At 43.3% G+C, this 20,331-nt stretch carries 17 protein-coding genes, 1 rRNA gene and 1 riboswitch; of the genes, 7 read left to right on the forward strand and 11 right to left on the reverse strand.

The window, feature by feature from the left end; genetic code table 11:
* Positions 1-2 precede the first annotated feature (2 nt).
* The 9 genes from thiE to M1E96_RS01740 all read right to left on the reverse strand — a co-directional run bounded on the left by thiE (position 3) and on the right by M1E96_RS01740 (position 9,875).
* The gene (thiE, locus tag M1E96_RS01700) at positions 3-641 is read right to left on the reverse strand and encodes a thiamine phosphate synthase (RefSeq protein WP_070928506.1); all 639 of its coding nucleotides are present in this window, start codon (positions 639-641) and stop codon (positions 3-5) included.
* Positions 625-2,574 carry a phosphomethylpyrimidine synthase ThiC gene (gene thiC / locus M1E96_RS01705; protein ID WP_140187700.1) on the reverse strand — a complete coding sequence of 650 codons (1,950 nt, stop codon included), beginning with the start codon at positions 2,572-2,574 and terminating at the stop codon, positions 625-627. The genes thiE and thiC overlap by 17 nt, the downstream gene beginning before the upstream one ends.
* A gap of 188 nt (positions 2,575-2,762) precedes the next feature.
* A riboswitch (TPP riboswitch) is annotated at positions 2,763-2,874 on the reverse strand.
* Between the two features lie 415 nt (positions 2,875-3,289).
* Positions 3,290-4,500, reverse strand: a protein-coding gene (locus M1E96_RS01710; RefSeq protein ID WP_319069321.1) for an IS3 family transposase whose coding sequence is annotated in 2 segments (ribosomal slippage) — positions 3,290-4,152 and positions 4,152-4,500 — 1,212 coding nt in all. Because the reading frame shifts where the segments join, the coding sequence is not laid out codon by codon here.
* A gap of 69 nt (positions 4,501-4,569) precedes the next feature.
* A complete protein-coding gene (locus M1E96_RS01715; protein ID WP_319069149.1) occupies positions 4,570-5,232 on the reverse strand; it encodes an HAD family phosphatase in 663 nt (220 codons plus the stop codon).
* Between the two features lie 20 nt (positions 5,233-5,252).
* Positions 5,253-6,269: an ABC transporter ATP-binding protein gene (locus M1E96_RS01720; protein ID WP_070928508.1), complete on the reverse strand. Its 1,017-nt coding sequence runs from the start codon at positions 6,267-6,269 to the stop codon at positions 5,253-5,255.
* Positions 6,269-7,087, reverse strand: coding sequence for an ABC transporter permease (locus M1E96_RS01725; RefSeq protein ID WP_272581325.1), 819 nt, complete (start codon positions 7,085-7,087; stop codon positions 6,269-6,271). The genes M1E96_RS01720 and M1E96_RS01725 overlap by 1 nt, the downstream gene beginning before the upstream one ends.
* Entirely contained in the window at positions 7,074-7,922 is an 849-nt protein-coding gene (locus tag M1E96_RS01730) for an ABC transporter permease subunit (protein WP_233445789.1), read from the reverse strand. Before M1E96_RS01730 ends, M1E96_RS01725 begins: the two co-directional genes overlap by 14 nt.
* 56 nt (positions 7,923-7,978) lie before the next feature.
* A complete protein-coding gene (locus M1E96_RS01735; protein WP_272581324.1) occupies positions 7,979-8,797 on the reverse strand; it encodes an alkaline phosphatase family protein in 819 nt (272 codons plus the stop codon).
* A gap of 25 nt (positions 8,798-8,822) precedes the next feature.
* Complete coding sequence (locus tag M1E96_RS01740) at positions 8,823-9,875, reverse strand: ABC transporter substrate-binding protein (RefSeq protein ID WP_070928515.1); 1,053 nt, start codon at positions 9,873-9,875, stop codon at positions 8,823-8,825.
* A 355-nt stretch (positions 9,876-10,230) separates the two neighbouring features.
* Between M1E96_RS01740 and nudC the strand changes: the two genes are divergently transcribed.
* The 6 genes from nudC to M1E96_RS01770 all read left to right on the forward strand — a co-directional run bounded on the left by nudC (position 10,231) and on the right by M1E96_RS01770 (position 14,828).
* Positions 10,231-11,010 carry an NAD(+) diphosphatase gene (gene nudC / locus M1E96_RS01745; protein ID WP_070928517.1) on the forward strand — a complete coding sequence of 260 codons (780 nt, stop codon included), beginning with the start codon at positions 10,231-10,233 and terminating at the stop codon, positions 11,008-11,010.
* 99 nt (positions 11,011-11,109) lie between these two features.
* Entirely contained in the window at positions 11,110-12,174 is a 1,065-nt protein-coding gene (hemE, locus tag M1E96_RS01750) for a uroporphyrinogen decarboxylase (protein WP_070928519.1), read from the forward strand.
* A gap of 136 nt (positions 12,175-12,310) precedes the next feature.
* Positions 12,311-12,982 carry a deoxyribonuclease V gene (gene nfi / locus M1E96_RS01755; protein ID WP_272581322.1) on the forward strand — a complete coding sequence of 224 codons (672 nt, stop codon included), beginning with the start codon at positions 12,311-12,313 and terminating at the stop codon, positions 12,980-12,982.
* A 74-nt stretch (positions 12,983-13,056) separates the two neighbouring features.
* Positions 13,057-13,644, forward strand: a complete 588-nt coding sequence (locus M1E96_RS01760) for a YjaG family protein (protein ID WP_272581321.1) — start codon at positions 13,057-13,059, stop codon at positions 13,642-13,644.
* Between the two features lie 198 nt (positions 13,645-13,842).
* Positions 13,843-14,115: an HU family DNA-binding protein gene (locus M1E96_RS01765; RefSeq protein ID WP_004924821.1), complete on the forward strand. Its 273-nt coding sequence runs from the start codon at positions 13,843-13,845 to the stop codon at positions 14,113-14,115.
* Positions 14,116-14,204: 89 nt separating this feature from the next.
* On the forward strand, positions 14,205-14,828 hold the full coding sequence (locus M1E96_RS01770) for a DUF1481 domain-containing protein (RefSeq protein WP_319069158.1): 624 nt from the start codon (positions 14,205-14,207) through the stop codon (positions 14,826-14,828).
* A gap of 241 nt (positions 14,829-15,069) precedes the next feature.
* Here the strand turns inward: M1E96_RS01770 and purD are convergent, their stop codons facing one another.
* Together purD and purH are read right to left on the reverse strand one after the other, a co-directional pair.
* A complete protein-coding gene (gene purD / locus M1E96_RS01775; protein WP_140182952.1) occupies positions 15,070-16,353 on the reverse strand; it encodes a phosphoribosylamine--glycine ligase in 1,284 nt (427 codons plus the stop codon).
* 17 nt (positions 16,354-16,370) lie between these two features.
* A complete protein-coding gene (gene purH, locus M1E96_RS01780; protein ID WP_337979752.1) occupies positions 16,371-17,960 on the reverse strand; it encodes a bifunctional phosphoribosylaminoimidazolecarboxamide formyltransferase/IMP cyclohydrolase in 1,590 nt (529 codons plus the stop codon).
* 812 nt (positions 17,961-18,772) lie between these two features.
* On the opposite strand from purH, the gene M1E96_RS01785 reads away from it, so the two are divergent.
* Positions 18,773-20,310, forward strand: a 16S ribosomal RNA gene (locus tag M1E96_RS01785).
* The last annotated feature ends 21 nt before the right edge of the window (positions 20,311-20,331 follow it).

The raw sequence follows: 20,331 nt of genomic DNA on the forward strand, positions 1-20,331 counted from the left end.
AATCAATGATTTTCGACGAGTTGCAACAAGCTTTTGGTTGCCGCTAACCAGTCATCAGCTTTTGTGATCGCACTAACCAACGCAACACTACCTACCCCAGTTGCGAGTACCGCTGGTACTTTATCGATAGAGATCCCACCGATAGCCACAGTGGGATAATCAGGCGTTGCCTCAACCATCGATTTTAGGGTTTCCAGTCCTTGAGGGGATGATGGCATCACCTTCGTTTCAGTAGGAAAAATATGCCCCATTGCGATATAAGAAGGGCGCACTGATTTAGCGATGGCAAGTTCGTGTTCATCATGAGTTGAAACACCTAAACGCAATCCCGCTTGGTGTATCGCCACAAGATCGGTTGTTTCAAGATCTTCTTGTCCGAGATGAACACCATAAGCACCAAGTTCAACAGCCAATTGCCAATAATCATTGATAAAGAGGCGTGCGTTGTGTTGTTTTCCTAGTGCAATGGCTTGTTGGATAGCATCACGTACTTCATCATTTTGTTTATCTTTAATACGCAATTGAATTGTAGTAACACCTGCATTTAGCAGGCGTTCAATCCATTCCACAGAGTCCACAACAGGGTACAAACCGAGATACCGTTCTGTTGGTGGAAAAGGGGTATTAGGCAATTTTTTCATCGGTCACAACCTCTGCACTGTGGTACAACTCGCTACCATGAGAGCGAAATGCTTCAGACATTTGCTCCATACCCGCTTCTTTTTTCGCGGCATAATCACGAACTTCTTGTGAGATTTTCATCGAGCAGAATTTAGGTCCACACATGGAACAAAAATGCGCCACCTTACCAGAAGCTTGCGGGAGGGTTTCATCATGATAAGCACGTGCCGTGTCAGGATCTAAGGCAAGATTGAATTGGTCTTCCCAACGGAACTCAAAACGTGCTTTAGACATGGCATTATCACGAATTTGTGCGCCGGGATGCCCCTTGGCGAGATCAGCGGCATGAGCGGCGATTTTGTAAGTGATCAGCCCTTGTTTAACATCTTCTTTATTCGGTAAGCCTAAATGCTCTTTGGGTGTGACATAACACAGCATTGCACAGCCAAACCAACCGATCATTGCAGCACCAATCCCTGAAGTGAAATGGTCATAACCAGGTGCAATATCAGTCGTCAGTGGGCCTAGTGTGTAGAACGGGGCTTCATGACAATGTTCAAGCTCTTCGGTCATATTACGACGGATCATCTGCATTGGCACATGTCCCGGGCCTTCAATCATCACTTGAACATCATATTCCCAAGCAATTTTCGTCAATTCACCTAATGTATGTAATTCTGCAAATTGCGCTTCATCATTGGCATCTTGAATGGAGCCGGGGCGCAATCCATCGCCCAATGACAAAGAAACATCATAGGCGGCGCAGATTTCACAAATTTCGCGGAAGTTTTCATATAAAAAGTTTTCTTGATGATGAGATAGGCACCATTTCGCCATAATCGACCCACCACGCGAGACGATACCGGTGAGACGTTTCGCAGTCATTGGCACATAACGAAGTAGGACACCTGCATGAATGGTGAAGTAATCGACACCTTGCTCGGCTTGCTCAAGTAGCGTATCGCGGAACATCTCCCAAGTGAGGTTTTCAGCAACGCCATTGACTTTTTCTAACGCTTGATAGATAGGAACGGTACCGATTGGTACAGGGCTGTTGCGTAAAATCCATTCACGAGTCTCATGGATATAACGGCCAGTGGACAGATCCATTACAGTGTCGGCACCCCAGCGAGTCGACCAAATCAGTTTTTCGACTTCTTCTTCAATAGAAGAGGTTACTGAGGAGTTTCCAATATTGGCGTTAACTTTGACTAAAAAGTTACGGCCGATAATCATCGGTTCTGATTCAGGATGATTAATATTGGCTGGAATGATAGCGCGACCCGCAGCAACTTCTTGGCGAACAAATTCAGGCGTAATATTTTCAGGTAGATTGGCTCCAAAGCTTTGGCCTGGGTGCTGCTGAAGTAATACTTCACCACGGATACGCTCGCGACCCATGTTTTCACGAATAGCAATAAACTCCATTTCTGGCGTGATAATGCCTTTGCGTGCATAGTGAAGTTGAGTCACACAGTGACCAGCGAGTGCTTTTAAAGGCTGTGGGCGATGATTAAAACGTAAATGGTCGAGTCCTGCGTCGGCTAAACGTTGCTGTGTGAAGTCAGAGCTTAGGCTGTCGACTTGGGTGGTATCATTTCTTTCGCGTATCCAACCTTCACGAATTTTTGTTAACCCTTTATGAACATTTAGGTCTGAAGCGGGATCGCCGTAAGGGCCTGAAGTATCATAAACAGGAACTGGCTCATTGTCTTCCAGTATAGGGTTATCTTTATCACCGCCAATCAGGGTTGGAGAGAGCTGTATCTCACGCATAGGAACCTGAATATCATCTCTTGAGCCAGTAAGGTAGATACGTTGTGAATTTGGAAATGAAACACCAGAAATGGTGTTGATGAAGTCTTCAGCAGCATCGCGTTGTTGTTTACGGGTGCGAGCAGGTGCTGCTTTCGGCGAAAGATCAGTTGTAGGGATAACATTATTTTGGGACATAGCAATTTCCTGACATTGTCACGAGCAAACATATTGCTCTGGTTTATCGTAAGAAAGTTGCTTGTCTGGAGTCGGATGGAGTAATGGTAAGACGTTGTGCGTTAATTTTGCGGTACTATTAGTTTCGCCATATTGCTAGTTTTTTCATCAACCTAAAGGTGAGCGGCGAAACAACCAAAATTAGACGCTAAATGATTACTCTTGTTCCCTTCGCGGGTATTAACCCGATCAGGTTCCGCGGATCCCGAATTAACGGTCTCAGCCCGTGGTTTACACCACTGAGCACTCCGACAAGAGATCCCAGTATAGTGTTCTCCCCATTATTCTCAAGCGTTTTCCTCGTCATCATTCATACGATAAATGCGTTGGCCGCGCTCAGCTACCCAAGTCACATACTTGTGTATGCACTCCTTGGGATATCTTTACTTGTCTTTCCTCGTCATCATTCATACGATAAATGCGTTGGCCGCGCTCAGCTACCCAAGTCACATACTTGTGTATGCTCCTTGGGATATCTTTACTTGCCGCCTTTTTCTCGAATGAATGATTTAGAGGAAATGACATATGTGTGATTTAGAGGAAATGACATATGTGTGATTTAGGGGAAATGACATATGTGTGATTTAGGGGAAATCACATATCTATGGGCTAGAGACAAATCATATTTAAATAATGGTGTATTCAATGACTAGTCCTGATATAGGTTGACAACTTTTCAGGTATAAAATGCTCGATGAACCTCATCGGGCGTTTTATAGTTTAATGATAAATGAGGTCGCCTTTCATTATAAATCTGTATTGATTCTTCAACCAACCTCCTAGCCTGTTCTAAATTTCTCGGCTTTATTAACAAATATTCCATTTTTAATATCCCATTGACTCGCTCTGCTAATGCATTTTGATAACAGTCATAGCCATCCGTCATAGAACATTGAATATTATGTTTTTTATGGATTTCCTGATATTCCGACGAACAGTATTGTAAGCCTCGATCTGAATGATGGATCAAGGTCGTGGTTGAACTTCGTTTTTTTAATGCTTGTACAAATGATTTCTTGACGGCTTTTGTTTTCATATTGTCATCAAGATGATAACCCACTATTTTTCGCGAATAAGCATCGGTGATCAGACTTAAATAAGTATCTCCTTCGTGTGTGGATAAATACGTAATATCAGCAACCCACAGTTGCTCCGGTTGTGAAGGGATAAACCCTGATTTAATTAAATTTGGATGTCGATGAAATCGATGATGACTCAATGTTGTTCGATGATATGACCGCTTATTAGGCACTAATAAGCGATGTTCTCTCAACAAAGAAAATAATCGGTCACGACCAATAATTAATTGTTTTTGTTTCAAAAGAAAGTGTAATTTTCTCACCCCAAGCCTAGGGTGAACTGTTCGCTCAGATTTCACAGCACAAACAATAATTGCATCTAATTTTTTCCGCTTATCAGACGTATCTTGACGTTTGTAATAGGCTTGCCGAGTGATTTTCATAAAACGACAAGCTTTGGTTACGGTGAGTTTTTCAACCGTTTTTTCCTTAATAACTCGGCTTTGCGCTTTTTTGAGAGGCGAACTCCAAAATCCCTATCCATCACTTTGACAACCGCCTCAAAAAAATCAGCTTTGAGCTGCATCTCCTCAAGCTCTTTTTCAAGGGCTTTAATGCGTTGTTCAGGTGTTTGTTGCTCCGAGGTTTGGTTCATAGCAGCACCTTTATAAAGAGTATTGGGCGTACCTTCCGACCAATCTAATCTACCATGCTTACGTAACCAAACCAAAACAGTTGAACGCCCCTGTATGCCATATCGATATTGAGCTTGTTTATAGGTGAGCTCGCCTTTTTCTACTTGGTCAACAACCGCCAGTTTAAAGGCAAGAGAATAATCACGTTGAGTTCGTTTACCTATTGGTTTCATTACACTCTCCAATTTTAGATTGGAAAAGTGTCAACTTTATTTAGGACCGGTCACAAACTAAAAATAAGGCTATAAGTGCCAACGATACTGCCGCCAATTATTTTCTTCTGCGGCTTGTTGTAGCTTTTGATCGCCATTAACAATAAACACTTCATCGGCAAATTGACACATTGGCAGATCATTGGCGGAGTCGGTGTAAAAATAACAATAAGCATCAGTGATTGGCTGGTGGCTGATCCATTGCAATAACCGTTTAACTTTGCCTTGCTTGAAGGTGGGAATACCTTCTATTTCAGTCGTATAACAACCATTTTGTTGTTTAATATCAATCCCCATGGCCACGTCAGCACCAAAGCGTTGAGCGACTTTCTTCACAATAAATGAAACAGTTGCAGAGATCACTATGATCGGGATCGCTTGTTGCCGATAATGTTCTAAAGTGCGGATCCCCTCTGGGTACATTCGAGGGATGATCACTTCATCGATAAAATCATCTAGCCATGAATCAATTTTTTGAGTGGTGATACCTGACAGCGCTTGTAAGCTAAACCGCAGGTATGTCGTCATATCAAGTGTGCCCGCGTTATATTGAGCCATCATCTGTTTATCAGCCTCAACAAAACGTGGGTCGGTGATCACCTGTTTGTCCCATAAGTATTGTGTCCACAATACGCTGCTATCTCCTTCGATTAAGGTGTCATCTAAATCAAAAATAGCCAATTTATTATGCATTGTATTCCTTTCCATTTCGGCTAACTGAGCGCACGAATTTCATTTTTATTGAACATTAACTCGAGTCGTGTACCGGGTTCAAATAAACGCTCCGATGAACGGTTAAGTAAATCGACAGTCATGTTGCCCACTTGGGTATTCACTGAATAACGAATAATATTGCCTAATAGTTGGTGGTCAACAATGATGGCATCAACAGGGTGTGAAATATGATCGCCATAGTGACGGCCCGCTTCTTTAACATAAATGGATTCAGGGCGAATAGCGAGTGTGCCTTGCAAATTCAGGCCGAGTAATGCGTTAGCCTTTTCCGCTTCAACAAGATTATAGTTGCCCATAAAGCGGGCGACAAATTCACTTGCAGGCTGAGTATAAATATTTTCGGCGGTATCGCTTTGGATAATCGCCCCTTTATTCATTAAAAAGATGCGATCAGACATGATCATGGCTTCATCCTGATCATGAGTAACAAAAATGGTGGTCAGTTTGAGTTCGCGTTGAATGTGACGGATCTGTTGGCGTAAGTGTTTACGAATACGTGCATCAAGTGCAGAAAGGGGTTCATCAAGTAACAAAATCTGAGGTTTCATCACTAAAGCACGCGCTAAGGCTACGCGCTGACGCTGACCGCCAGAAAGTTGATGAGGAAATTGTTGCTCTTTGCCTTGTAATTCCACCATATCGATCACTTCGGCAACGGCTTTTTTACGCTCGCTATTCTCCACTTTGCGCATTTTCAAACCAAAGGCAATGTTGTCTTCAACCGTCATATTTGGGAACAAGGCATAACTTTGAAAAACCATCCCAACCCCACGTTGCTGAGCGGCTTGCTGGGTAATGTTTTTACGGTTGATATACAGTTCACCGTTATCAGGTTGTTCAAGGCCGGCAATGCAACGTAATAATGTTGATTTTCCACAGCCACTTGGTCCTAATAGAGTGATGAACTCACCTTTTTCAATCGTAAATTGGATATTTGAGAACACTTGGTTTTGGCCGAAGGATTTAGTTAAATTTTCAGCAATCACATAACTCATTATTCATCTCCAGAACGACTCATACGAGTCGCTAGCCAAGTCAGTAGTAGAGTAAATAGGAAATAGGACATCACTAACGCAGAGGTAAAGTGGCCGCTGGTTTGACGCATGTTAAACAGGTAAATTTGTAATGTTTCATAACGGGTGCCGACTAAAATATTGGCAAATACGAACTCACCCATTAAAAATGAAAATGAAATTAGCAAAGAGACTAATAATCCTTTGCGGATATTCGGCAATATGATCAATAAAAAGGCTTTAAAAGTACTTGATCCTAGTAAATGTGCTGCATCCATCAAATCATGTAAATTAATGCCTTGGAAGCTATTCGCCAGTGCGCGGTACATAAAAGGTAATGTGATAGTGAAGTATGTGCCAATTAGGATCCACGGGGTACCCACTAACATAAAAGGCTCATCGGCAAAAATTTGTAATAGCCCGACGGAGGAAACGACAGGGGGAATAGCAAATGGTAGGATGATCAATAAATCCATCAATCCTTTTAGTTTTGGGAATCGATAGAACACCGCGAAGGTCATCGGCAAAATGACTAAGGTGCTAATCAGTAATGTGCCAAAACAAATAATCAATGAACGGCCAAAGGCGAGTAAAAATCGCGGATCTTGCCATAGCTGTAGATACCATTTTAGCGATAAAGCATCAGGCAGTATGGTTGCTCCCCATTGTGTTGCAATGGAATAAATAAAGGTTGCAACAATGGGTAGCGCAAGCACACTGACGACACTAATCAGAATTAATTTATGCAGCCACAGTCCTGAGTTGTGGCTTGTTTTTGTTGTCATGCTATGACTTGGCATGGTAGCTCCGTTTTAACAGCCAATGATGAATGGCAGTAATAAACCCTAGGATCATGATCAGCAGTACCGATAATGCAGCTGCCATATTGGGTTCTAAATAGAGATCACCTGAAACAAGGCTGGCTATACGGATCGTGACAAGATTGTAATTGCCACTTGTCAGTGCATATGTACTTGCATAAGCACCTACCGCATTAGCAACTAAAATAATAAATGTTCCCAATAATGCAGGTGCAATGACAGGAATGCCTACTTTGCACCAATAAGAAAACTTGCTCGCCCCCATGGTTTTGGCGGCATCTTCCCATTCAGGTTTTAAAGCATCAAAAGCGGGGTAAAGTAATAAAATCCCAAGTGGAATTTGGAAGTAGATATACAACACCATGAGCCCACTAGCGCTGTAGATATTGAAATCTTCAATAATCCCCCATGCTTTAAGCTGTAGGGTAATTGCCCCGTTAAATCCTAAAATAATAATAAAAGCAAAGGCTAACGGGACTCCACTAAAGTTACTTGCCATGGTCGTGAAAGAGATCATCATGCTGCGAATTTTGCCCTGCATTTTATAAATTGAAAATGCAGTCACAGCAGAGATTAGCAGGCCAATCACACTACAAATAATCGATAACCACATAGTGTTTTCAAAAGCTTGCAGATAAAAATCGTTGCTAAAAATTTCAAGATAATTTGCAAAAGACCAACTCTCTTCATAGATAAAGCTATTCACGAATACCCAAATCATGGGAGCAATTTGGAATAAACAGAACAGGATCAGAAAAGGTAGCGTTAGCAGAGCAGCTTGCCAGTGAAAACGTGAAAAATATTTTTTGTACATCGCTATTTTTCCTTGTTGATGGCTTGCTTGCTGGTAGCGAGTACTGATGTCAGCCATTATTTGTCTCCTGCCAATAGCTCGTTACAGATATTTTTATCTACATAGTCAACACCGAGCAGGGCACAAACGGTTCCACAAAGCGCAGTTTGTTCTACACGACATGCTGCTTGGTGTGAAAAGCGTTCGCCAATAACAAACAATGGAACGGAACGTTCTTCAGGGAGGGTACCACCGTGACTATGGTCATTATTCATTCCATGATCACTGGTGATGATGATCTGATAGCCTTGTTCAATCCATGAAGGTAAGTAATTAGCTAAAATAATATCTGCTTTACGTGCACTATTACGGTATTGTGACGAATCCAGCCCAAATTTATGGCCTGTATCATCAATATTCATCGGGTGGATGAGTAAAAAGTCAGGTAGATATTGAGTACGAAGGTATTCAGCATCAATAAATAAGTGGTCATCTGGATAATGATCAGCTTGGTAAAAGCAACCGTGTTGAATGGCGAGTTGCTTATCGTTGGTAAAACGATCCCGCGTAGCAACGAAAGGAGATCGATTGTACAGCTCGCTAACCCAGTAGTAGGCGGCGGCAGCCGTGGTCTTTCCTGCTTTTTGTGCTAACGAAAAAATACTGTCAAAGTGAGAAAGTCGAACAATCTCATTATTAACAATACCGCTATTGACGGGGGCAATACCCGTTAAGATACACTCATACAATGGGCGTGACATGGAGGGAAGCTCGCACTCCATTTTATATAATGTTGCGCGATCAGCTTCGATAAGGCCATTAAGATAGCCCATGCAATGATGGGCTACTTGATAGCTCAGGCCGTCTAGAACAACAAGTATGACTTTATCAGACATGAGACAATAAATTCCTGAATATGTATTATTGCTGGTGGATTAGCACCTGTTGTTGCCACATTTTTGGTAACGTGCGAGAGGATTTTTCCCAGCCATCGCCATCTTTAATTGGATGAACATTTTTATATTGCTCATCAGGTAGTAGTTTGGCTTTAATATCTTCAGGAAGCGTTAGGTGTTCCGCTCGAATCGGGCGTGCGTAACCTTCTGCTAAATTGATTTGTCCCTTATCACTAAAGATAAATTCACGAGCCAATTTTGCCGCGTTTGGGTTTTTGGCATATTTATTAATAATGGTGGTGTAACCAGAAATGACTGAACCGTCAGAAGGAATGATGACAGTAAAGCGGTCACGATTGATTTGATCGCGGTAATTTAATGCGTTGAAGTCCCAAAGAATGCCAACCTCAACTTCGCCTTTTTCAATATTGGCCACAGTTGGGTCATTAACAGAAAGACGTTTTTGTTTCGCTAACTCAGCAAAAAATGCGATTGCCGGTTGTAGATTATTTTCATTACCGCCGCGTGCAAATGCTGCGGCTAATACCGCATTATTAGCTTGAGCAGCAATACCGACATCACCAACGGTCACTTTATATTTTCCTTTGAGTAAGTCGTCCCAACTTTTGGGCGCATCTTTGACTAATTCATTATTAATCATGAAAGCGATGGTACCGGTATAAGCAAGTGCCCAATGGCCTTCTTTATCTTTTGCCCAGTCAGGAATTTGTGACCATGTGGTGGGTTTATAGGGCTGAGTTACACCTTTTAGTACAGCTACTGGGCCAAATGAGGCTCCCACATCGCCAATATCAGCTGTTGCGTTATTTTTTTCTGCGGCAAACTTAGCAATTTCTTGAGCAGAGCTCATATCCGTATCTTGATGCTTTAATCCATAGTTTTTTTCAAGATCTTGCCAAGTCCCTTTCCAGTTAGCCCATGTATCTGGCATGCCAACGCTGTATACTTGACCTTCTTTTTTCGCTGCATCGATCAGTGAAGTTAAATCGGTATCTGCTGCTAAGGCAAGACTTGAAGTAGTTAACGAAATCAAAACCGCAGGTACGATAGCTTTCATGTTGTCTCTCACTATAGAGGAGTCGTATTGGTTAGTTAGCATGCTAGTTATCCAACATGACAGTGAGTTGACGGTTTTGTGACGCTTTTTATACTCGTTATACTTTTAGTTGCCGCGTTGTTGAACTGCGCTCACTCGCGCAAGTCACATCGTTTCTATGCTCCTAGAATCTCGTTTGCTTGTTGCCTAGCGGCCCCTCGAATTATTTAGGGTGTAGATACTGCGAAGAAACTGTCTAAAAAATGTCAAAAAGGATCATGAAAAGTGATTAAGTAAAATGACTAGATTACATCAGGTAAAAAAAGCGTATCTTATATAGAGATAAAATCATTTAAATCAATATACGATGTAAAAAATGCAAAAAATAACATTAACTGGAACAGAAACAGGTTGGTGGTTTGTTTGTTTCGCTGGGCGCTTGTGGTTGCCGCAAGGTGATGTCCCGAGAGGAACCGCCAGTCATTGGTCTTTATCAGGTAAGATAGCGACGCCTATCGGTGAATGGCAAGGGGAAACAGTTTGGTTGATTGCTGAAAAAATGCCAACGGATATGGCTTCACCTCGCTTAGTCACTTCGCAGGATGAAGGTTTATTTCGCTTAGCAGGGAGAGGCGTTCAACTCGCCGAGTTTTATCGTTCTCACCGCTATTGTGGCTATTGTGGTACCGCGATGCGTCATAGTACATCCGAGTGGGCATGCCTTTGTGATCATTGCCATGAGCGTTATTACCCCCAAATCGCCCCTTGTATTATTGTCGCTATTCGCCGTGGTGATCATATCTTATTGGCACAACATCGTCGTCATACGCAAAATCCACTTTTTACCGTATTGGCGGGCTTTGTTGAGGTCGGTGAAACGCTAGAAGAAGCGGTTGCACGCGAAGTCATGGAAGAAAGCAGTATTAAAATTAATAATATTCGCTATGTCTCTTCCCAGCCTTGGCCTTTCCCCCATTCGTTAATGATGGGTTTTTTAGCTGACTATGAAAGCGGTGAAATCAATGTCGATCCCAAGGAGTTATTAAATGCTGCGTGGTATCACTACAATGATCTTCCCAAGATCCCACCCGGTGACACGATAGCGAGACGTTTAATTGAGGATACAGTGGCATTATGTCGCCAAGAGGACTATTGATATACCAATTTGCTTAGGCGCTGATATTGTTATGCCTATCATGCTACAATAGCCGCTCTTAGCCATTTGCGGCGGCCACTGATTATAATGGAGTAAATAATGACTGAGTTGAAAAATGACCGCTATCTACGTGCCCTGTTGCGCCAACCAGTAGATACCACCCCTGTATGGATGATGCGTCAAGCAGGGCGTTATCTACCAGAGTACAAAGCAACTCGTGCTCAGGCTGGTGATTTTATTGCTCTGTGCAAAAATACTGAGCTTGCATGTGAAGTGACACTTCAGCCATTACGCCGCTTTCCATTAGACGCTGCTATTTTGTTTTCAGACATTTTAACTATCCCTGATGCGATGGGGCTAGGGCTATATTTCGAAACTGGTGAAGGCCCTCGTTTTGAAAAACCAATAACCCGTTTTGCTGATATCGAAAACCTTCCTGTTCCTGACCCTGAAATGGAGCTGGGATATGTTATGAATGCAGTGAGAGCCATCCGTAAAGCGCTCAATGGTGATGTTCCTTTGATTGGTTTTTCAGGTAGCCCATGGACATTGGCCACTTATATGGTTGAAGGGGGAAGCAGTAAGGCCTTCACTAAAATTAAAAAAATGATGTATGAAGACCCGAATGCACTGCATCTTCTACTCGATAAACTCGCTGATAGTGTGATCTTATACTTAAATGCACAAATACGTGCGGGTGCACAGTCCGTGATGATTTTTGATACTTGGGGCGGCGTGCTCACTAAGCGTGATTACCTCCAGTTCTCTCTTAACTATATGCATAAAATCATCAATGGTTTAGTACGTGAAAACGAGGGGCGCCGCGTGCCTGTAACTTTGTTTACTAAAGGTGGCGGTCAGTGGTTAGAAGAAATGGCTGCAACGGGGTGTGATGCATTAGGACTTGATTGGACAACTGAAATTGCTGATGCGCGTCGTAGAGTCGGGGATAAAGTTGCTCTACAGGGCAATATGGATCCATCTATGTTATATGCACCGCCAGCACGCATTGAAGAGGAAGTGCAAAATATATTGGCTGGCTTTGGCCACGGCAACGGGCACGTCTTTAATTTAGGTCATGGTATTCATCAAGATGTTCCACCTGAGCATGCAGGTACATTCGTTGATGCAGTACACCGGTTTTCTCGCCAATACCATCAATAATTGATCGGTTTTTATAACGGTGTATTAGGAGCTGTTGGTTTTTACAACGAGAAAGGTCAGCAGTTCCTATGTTTCTTGTAAGTGCGCTGTTATCTTCTATCATTAATCTTTAAACATATTACGCGTTGTATTTGCTATGGTTATAGATACTCAAAGATTACGGCAACAGCAAGCCGATAAAGCACAGCTTATTATTCTAGATGATAGTGATATCCAGCCTGCTTTTATTGGTGGTGCAGACGTTGGGTTTGAACAACAAGGAGCGATAACGCGAGCCGTGATCGCTGTATTGTCATGGCCTGACCTACAGCTGGTGGAGTATCAAATAGCACGAGTGCCAACAACATTACCCTATATACCGGGATTGTTATCTTTTCGTGAAGTCCCAGGATTGATGGCCGCTTGGCAACAATTGCAACAGAAACCCGATATTGTATTAGTGGATGGTCAAGGCATCGCTCATCCTCGGCGTTTTGGTGTGGCTTGTCATTTTGGTTTGCAGGCAAATATTCCAACAATTGGGGTGGCAAAAAGCCGATTGTATGGTGAGTACGCGCCTGTTGATGAAGAAAAAGGCAGTTTTCAGCCATTGACTCATTGCGATGAACAATTGGGATGGGTACTAAAAAGTAAAAAACGTTGTAATCCTTTGTTCATTTCACCGGGTCATAAAGTGAGTATTTACTCATCCCTCAAATGGGTCGAACGCTGTTTGCGAGGTTATCGACTACCTGAGCCAACACGATTTGCTGATGGAATAGCCTCAAACAGACTACTTTTTGAGCGAATGAATGAGAAATACAGCTAATTATCAGCAAAATATGTGGCATTGGCAGTTTTTCAGGTAAACTGCGAGGTATTGAGATTGATGAGTCTGAAATTATGTTGAGAAATCCCATTCATTTGAGGTTGGAAAAATTAGAAAGCTGGCAACATGTCACTTTTATGGCGTGTTTGTGCGAAAGAATGTATCCCAACTATCAAATGTTTTGTCAGCAAAGTGGTTTTGCTGATGCGAAGGCGTTTCGATCGATTCTTGATCTGGTGTGGGAAACGTTAGTCATAAAAGATAGCAAAGTTAATTTCGACAGCCAGTTAGAGAAATTGGAAGAAATTATTCCTTCAGCAGATGATTTCGATATTTATGGCGTTTATCCTGCTATTGATGCTTGTATTGCTTTAGGTGAAGTCATTCACTCAAAACTGAGCGGTGAAACCCTTAGTCATGCAATTGCAGTTAGTGAAGCATCAATTCGTACCGTGGCCATGCTCGAAATGACGCAAGCCGGTAAGGAAATGTCAGAAGAAGAACTTAAAGAATTATCCTCTATCGAGGAAGAATGGGATATCCAGTGGGAAATTTTCCGTTTACTGGCAGCCTGTGAAGAGCGAGACTTAGAGTTAATTAAAGGATTAAAATCTGACCTCCGTGAAGCGGGGGTGAGCAATATTGGCATTACAATAGGCTAAATTGACGTTTTCAATGATCAAAACGTGACTTAGCACAGTAATGCTGATGACTAAGACTTCACATTTGCCCCTAGACTGGTCTACATTTAGGGGCGAGAAGAGAAGTGGCTATCGGGGCGTGTATCAGGGGTGTCAATTTGGCATATCCGACGCACTCGATGCTTAGCAAACGATAAACACACTGTGTAAGGATAATTTATGAACAAGACTGAATTAGTTGATGCTATCGCAGAATCAGCAGACCTGACTAAAGTACAGGCTAAAGCAGCATTAGAATCAACTCTGAATGCTATTTCAGAAACGCTGAAAAAAGGCGAGCAAGTACAACTGGTCGGTTTCGGTACTTTCAAAGTCAGCCACCGTGCAGAGCGTACCGGTCGTAACCCGCAAACTCGCGAAGAAATCACTATCCCAGCAACTAACGTTCCAGCTTTCTCTGCCGGTAAAGCACTGAAAGAAGCAGTAAAATAATAAAGTTGCAAGCAATGATCACCAAGAGGGGTATTAGAAGACCCCTTTTGTTCATGCGAAAAGGGCTGCTGGTATTGGGAGTTCTCTCAATGCTCAGCGCCTGTTCCTCTCGTTCCCAATTTCCTGAATTTAGTGCTAGTGGATTTATTGCCGATGATGGCGTGATCCGCATGTGGCGTCTTAATGACGCAAAAGACAACCCCCAAGTACTGATGGTCGTGTATAGCCCTTATAAAGGCACAGATACTTCAGTCAATTTCTTTGAATATCGCTCAGGCCAGCTCTGGCAAATTCGTAGCCAAATTCTAAATGCAGGCCAGCAACAAATTATGGAACAGTTGCGATTTGATAAGAATGAGAATGTCATTTTTATGCAGCGAGTCGAAAAAGAGCAAAAAACCGCACTTTCACAAGATGAAATTATCCGTTGGCAATTCGAAGCTAAACGCATTCTCGATATTAATACCGCGTTAGTCGTTGGTGGGGTTCAACTTTATCAAGGCCGCTGGTCACAAAATCAAGTCGTGACTTGTGATGGTGATATTAAGAAAGTTGAGTTTGAACCTTATGCACAGAACTGGCTGGAAAGCCGAGCTAAGGTTTGGCATAAGCAATTGAATATTGCTTGGCTGGAGGCCCCAGAAGGTAATCAGCTTTTAATGGTAGCGGATACGGATTTTTGCCGCTGGCAACCGAGTAAAGATTCGTTATAACCTCACCGCTCGTCGTCTTTCGCATCCTAACGTTGTTGGCTTCAACAACTCACCTTAGTCACATAGTTATCTATGCTCCTAGGGATAAGTTACTTTGCCGCCTAGTTAGGCTACGAAATACTTGGAGCTTTTGCCTGTTAGTAAAAAACAAAACCTAACAGAAAAATGCAATAAAAAAGCTGATAAAGCGGTTTTGTTGAAACCTTTTTATCAGCTTAGTGTGCTTAGCTTTTTGTGATCGCTACTTCAAACGTGCAATGGCGCGGTAACCAATGTCTTTACGGTAAAAACTGCCATCCCAATGGATATTTTCTGCCGCTTGGTAGGCTTTTTGCTGTGCTTGAGCAATATCATTACCGAGGGCTGTGACACACAGCACACGACCGCCGGCTGTCGTCACTTCACCCTCTTTTAGCTTTGTACCTGCATGGAACACTTTACTATCAGCAGCGTCTTTTGTTGGTAAGCCATGGATCACATCACCGTTATGATAGTCGCCAGGGTAACCACCCGCGGCAATAACAATACCTAATGCAGGGCGCTCATCCCATGATGAATCTTTACCTGCTAGCTCACCTTTTGCTCCAGCAAGACATAATTCAACGAGATCAGATTGTAGGCGCATCATAATTGGCTGAGTTTCAGGATCACCAAAACGACAATTAAATTCGATAACTTTTGGATTGCCTGCTTTGTCAATCATTAGGCCTGCATAGAGAAAACCTTGATAACGATGACCTTCTGCATCCATCCCTTTAACAGTGGGATAGATAACTTGTTCCATAACGCGTTGGTGGATCTCATCTGTCACAACAGGAGCGGGTGAATATGCCCCCATACCTCCGGTGTTTAGGCCTGTATCACCGTCACCTACACGCTTATGATCTTGGCTGGTTGCCATTGGAATGACATTCTCACCATCCACCATCACAATAAAACTTGCCTCTTCGCCATCCAGAAATTCTTCAATAACGATACGATGACCTGCATCGCCAAATGCATTGCCTGCAAGCATATCTTTTACGGCATCTTTGGCTTCAGCTAGTGTCATTGCAACGATGACACCTTTACCCGCAGCTAGGCCATCAGCTTTGATTACGATTGGTGCGCCGACCTTATCTAAATAAGCGAGCGCAGGTTCAACTTCCGTGAAGTTTTGGTAATCGGCAGTTGGTATTTTATGGCGAGCTAAAAAGTCTTTGGTGAATGCTTTAGATCCTTCTAGCTGAGCCGCGCCCTGTGTTGGGCCAAAAATAGTTAATCCAGCGCTCTGGAATGCATCAACAATACCAATCACTAATGGCGCTTCAGGACCGACGATGGTTAAACCAATCTGCTTATCTTTTGCAAATTGCAGTAAGCCATCAATGTCAGTTGCCGCAATATCAACATTCTCAAGTGCGGATTCTAATGCTGTTCCTGCATTACCGGGAGCAACATAAACTTTATCTGCAAGTGGTGATTGAGCCGCTTTCCATGCTAGAGCGTGTTCACGGCCACCGCCACCAATAATTAAAATATTCATACTTAAACTCCAGATTATTAATGGCGGAAATGACGCATATTAGTGAAAATCATCGCGATACCATGCTCATTAGCGGCATCAATTACTTCATTATCACGAATTGACCCACCAGGCTGGATAACACAAGTGACGCCGACAGCAGCCGCTGCATCAATACCATCACGGAATGGGAAAAATGCATCTGATGCCATCGCACAACCAGCAACTTCTAAACCTTCATCAGCAGCCTTGATACCTGCGATTTTCGCAGAGTATACGCGACTCATCTGCCCTGCACCGATACCAATAGTCATATCATTTTTGGCATAAACAATTGCATTCGATTTAACGAACTTAGCCACTTTCCAGCAGAACAAGGCATCTTTAAATTCACGCTCAGTAGGCTGGCGCTTAGTGACAACGCGGAGATTGTCTTGTTCGACCATACCTAAATCACGATCTTGTACTAATAAACCACCATTAACACGCTTAAAATCTAGGCCTGCAACAGGCTTATCCCACTCACCACAAGTGAGGACACGGACATTTTGCTTAGTGGCTAATACAGAAAGTGCGTCAGTCGCTACTGTTGGAGCGATGATCACTTCAACAAACTGGCGTTCGATGATGGCTTCTGCGGTTGCTTTATCAAGCATACGGTTAAATGCAATGATGCCTCCAAATGCAGAAGTTGGATCTGTTTTAAATGCACGGTCATAAGCTGCATGAAGATTATTGCCAATAGCGACCCCACACGGATTAGCATGTTTTACGATCACACAAGCTGGCTCTTCAAAGGATTTAACACACTCTAAGGCAGCATCGGTATCAGCGATATTATTATAAGATAAAGCTTTGCCCTGAATTTGTGTAGCAGTAGCGATAGACGCTTCTTTTGGATCTTCTTCTATATAGAATGCGGCATCTTGATGGCTATTTTCACCGTAACGCATATCTTGTTTTTTAATAAAGTTTAAATTCAAGGTACGTGGGAAACGGCCAGATGGTTGAGTGGTGTCGCCATAGTATGGTGCAACCAACTCGCCGAAATAGTTGGCAATCATGCTGTCATACGCTGCCGTATGCTCAAACGCTTTAATCGCAAAGTCAAAACGTGTAGACCAATTTAATGAATTATTATGATTATCGAGCTCTTCAATAATTTTTTCATAGTCATTGCTATTAACCACAATGGCAACATCTTTATGGTTTTTTGCCGCAGAGCGAACCATTGTTGGCCCACCAATATCGATATTCTCAACGGCATCTTCTAATGTACAGCTAGGTTTTGCGACAGTTTGTGCAAATGGATATAAGTTAACGACGACCATATCAATGGGCTGGATGTCATGTTGTTGCATGATCTCATCATCGGTACCACGGCGACCTAAGATCCCACCATGCACTTTAGGATGCAGTGTTTTGACGCGGCCATCCATCATTTCAGGGAAACCTGTATAGTCTGAAACTTCAGTGACTTTTAAACCTGATTCGGCGAGCAGTTTTGCAGTTCCACCCGTAGAGAGCAGTTCAACACCTCGTTGAGAAAGCGCCTTAGCGAATTCAACAACACCTGTTTTATCAGAAACACTTAGCAGGGCACGACGAATTGGACGAAGCTGTTGCATGAGATAGATCCCTTGGATATTGAAAGCAATAAAACCGTAACAGTGAGTTTAAAGAATAAAGGCTTTTCTTATATACCTATTTACTATTGCTGCTGTGTGATTACATCGACATGGTTATAGATATAGAAGAAGCCACTACAATTTCAGACCATAAAAAGAAAATCAACGATGAATTTTCAGGCTAATTGTAACGCAAACGTTTGCGTAATGCGCGATATATTTCAATTATTTTTATTGTCGTGGATAACTTTGTGTATAACTCTGTATAAACACCGCTTTTGCTGTGTAATGCAGCAGTTGAATAAAAAAATGCAAAAAAGGGGTTGCCAGAATTTTCTGACTCCCTATAATGCGCATCCACTGACACGGCAAGCCGCTCCGGTGGTGAGGTTTGAAAAATAACCCCGATGACAGTTGAGGTGAAAAAGAAAGAAAAAGTTAAAAATAATCACTTGACTTTCTGATAGAAAAACGTAGTATACGACACCTCGCGACAACAACCTAAACGGTTAATATCGAAAGATAAAGTCGCAACGCTCTTTAACAATTTATCAGACAATCTGTGTGGGCACTCACAAGACACTATCAAAAAAATATTTGATTTTAAAGTTTTGAAGAGTGACTAACACGTTAATTCATATATATGAAATAAGGTAGTAACGCTTATTTTGGAAGGGTAACGCGAAAGCAAGCAGCGATGAGCCGAGACAGTACTTAGGTACGGCAAGGTGAGGCAATGTGCAGCTGACAAAGTTAGCCGAACAAAAGAACGTTACGGTCAGTAAGACATTCTTTGAGCATCAGACTACTTTTAATTGAAGAGTTTGATCATGGCTCAGATTGAACGCTGGCGGCAGGCCTAACACATGCAAGTCGAGCGGTAACAGGAGAAGCTTGCTTCTCGCTGACGAGCGGCGGACGGGTGAGTAATGTATGGGGATCTGCCCGATAGAGGGGGATAACTACTGGAAACGGTGGCTAATACCGCATAATCTCTTAGGAGCAAAGCAGGGGAACTTCGGTCCTTGCGCTATCGGATGAACCCATATGGGATTAGCTAGTAGGTGGGGTAATGGCTCACCTAGGCGACGATCCCTAGCTGGTCTGAGAGGATGATCAGCCACACTGGGACTGAGACACGGCCCAGACTCCTACGGGAGGCAGCAGTGGGGAATATTGCACAATGGGCGCAAGCCTGATGCAGCCATGCCGCGTGTATGAAGAAGGCCCTAGGGTTGTAAAGTACTTTCAGTCGGGAGGAAGGCGTTGATGCTAATATCATCAGCGATTGACGTTACCGACAGAAGAAGCACCGGCTAACTCCGTGCCAGCAGCCGCGGTAATACGGAGGGTGCAAGCGTTAATCGGAATTACTGGGCGTAAAGCGCACGCAGGCGGTTGATTAAGTTAGATGTGAAATCCCCGGGCTTAACCTGGGAATGGCATCTAAGACTGGTCAGCTAGAGTCTTGTAGAGGGGGGTAGAATTCCATGTGTAGCGGTGAAATGCGTAGAGATGTGGAGGAATACCGGTGGCGAAGGCGGCCCCCTGGACAAAGACTGACGCTCAGGTGCGAAAGCGTGGGGAGCAAACAGGATTAGATACCCTGGTAGTCCACGCTGTAAACGATGTCGATTTGGAGGTTGTGCCCTTGAGGCGTGGCTTCCGGAGCTAACGCGTTAAATCGACCGCCTGGGGAGTACGGCCGCAAGGTTAAAACTCAAATGAATTGACGGGGGCCCGCACAAGCGGTGGAGCATGTGGTTTAATTCGATGCAACGCGAAGAACCTTACCTACTCTTGACATCCAGAGAATTAGCAGAGATGCTTTGTGCCTTCGGGAACTCTGAGACAGGTGCTGCATGGCTGTCGTCAGCTCGTGTTGTGAAATGTTGGGTTAAGTCCCGCAACGAGCGCAACCCTTATCCTTTGTTGCCAGCGATTCGGTCGGGAACTCAAAGGAGACTGCCGGTGATAAACCGGAGGAAGGTGGGGATGACGTCAAGTCATCATGGCCCTTACGAGTAGGGCTACACACGTGCTACAATGGCGTATACAAAGAGAAGCGACCTCGCGAGAGCAAGCGGAACTCATAAAGTACGTCGTAGTCCGGATTGGAGTCTGCAACTCGACTCCATGAAGTCGGAATCGCTAGTAATCGTAGATCAGAATGCTACGGTGAATACGTTCCCGGGCCTTGTACACACCGCCCGTCACACCATGGGAGTGGGTTGCAAAAGAAGTAGGTAGCTTAACCTTCGGGAGGGCGCTTACCACTTTGTGATTCATGACTGGGGTGAAGTCGTAACAAGGTAACCGTAGGGGAACCTGCGGTTGGATCACCTCCTTACCATTGAAGTGTTTTTGTGAA

This window comes from Providencia sp. PROV236, assembly GCF_033676985.1.
Classification (GTDB): Bacteria; Pseudomonadota; Gammaproteobacteria; order Enterobacterales; family Enterobacteriaceae; genus Providencia; species Providencia manganoxydans.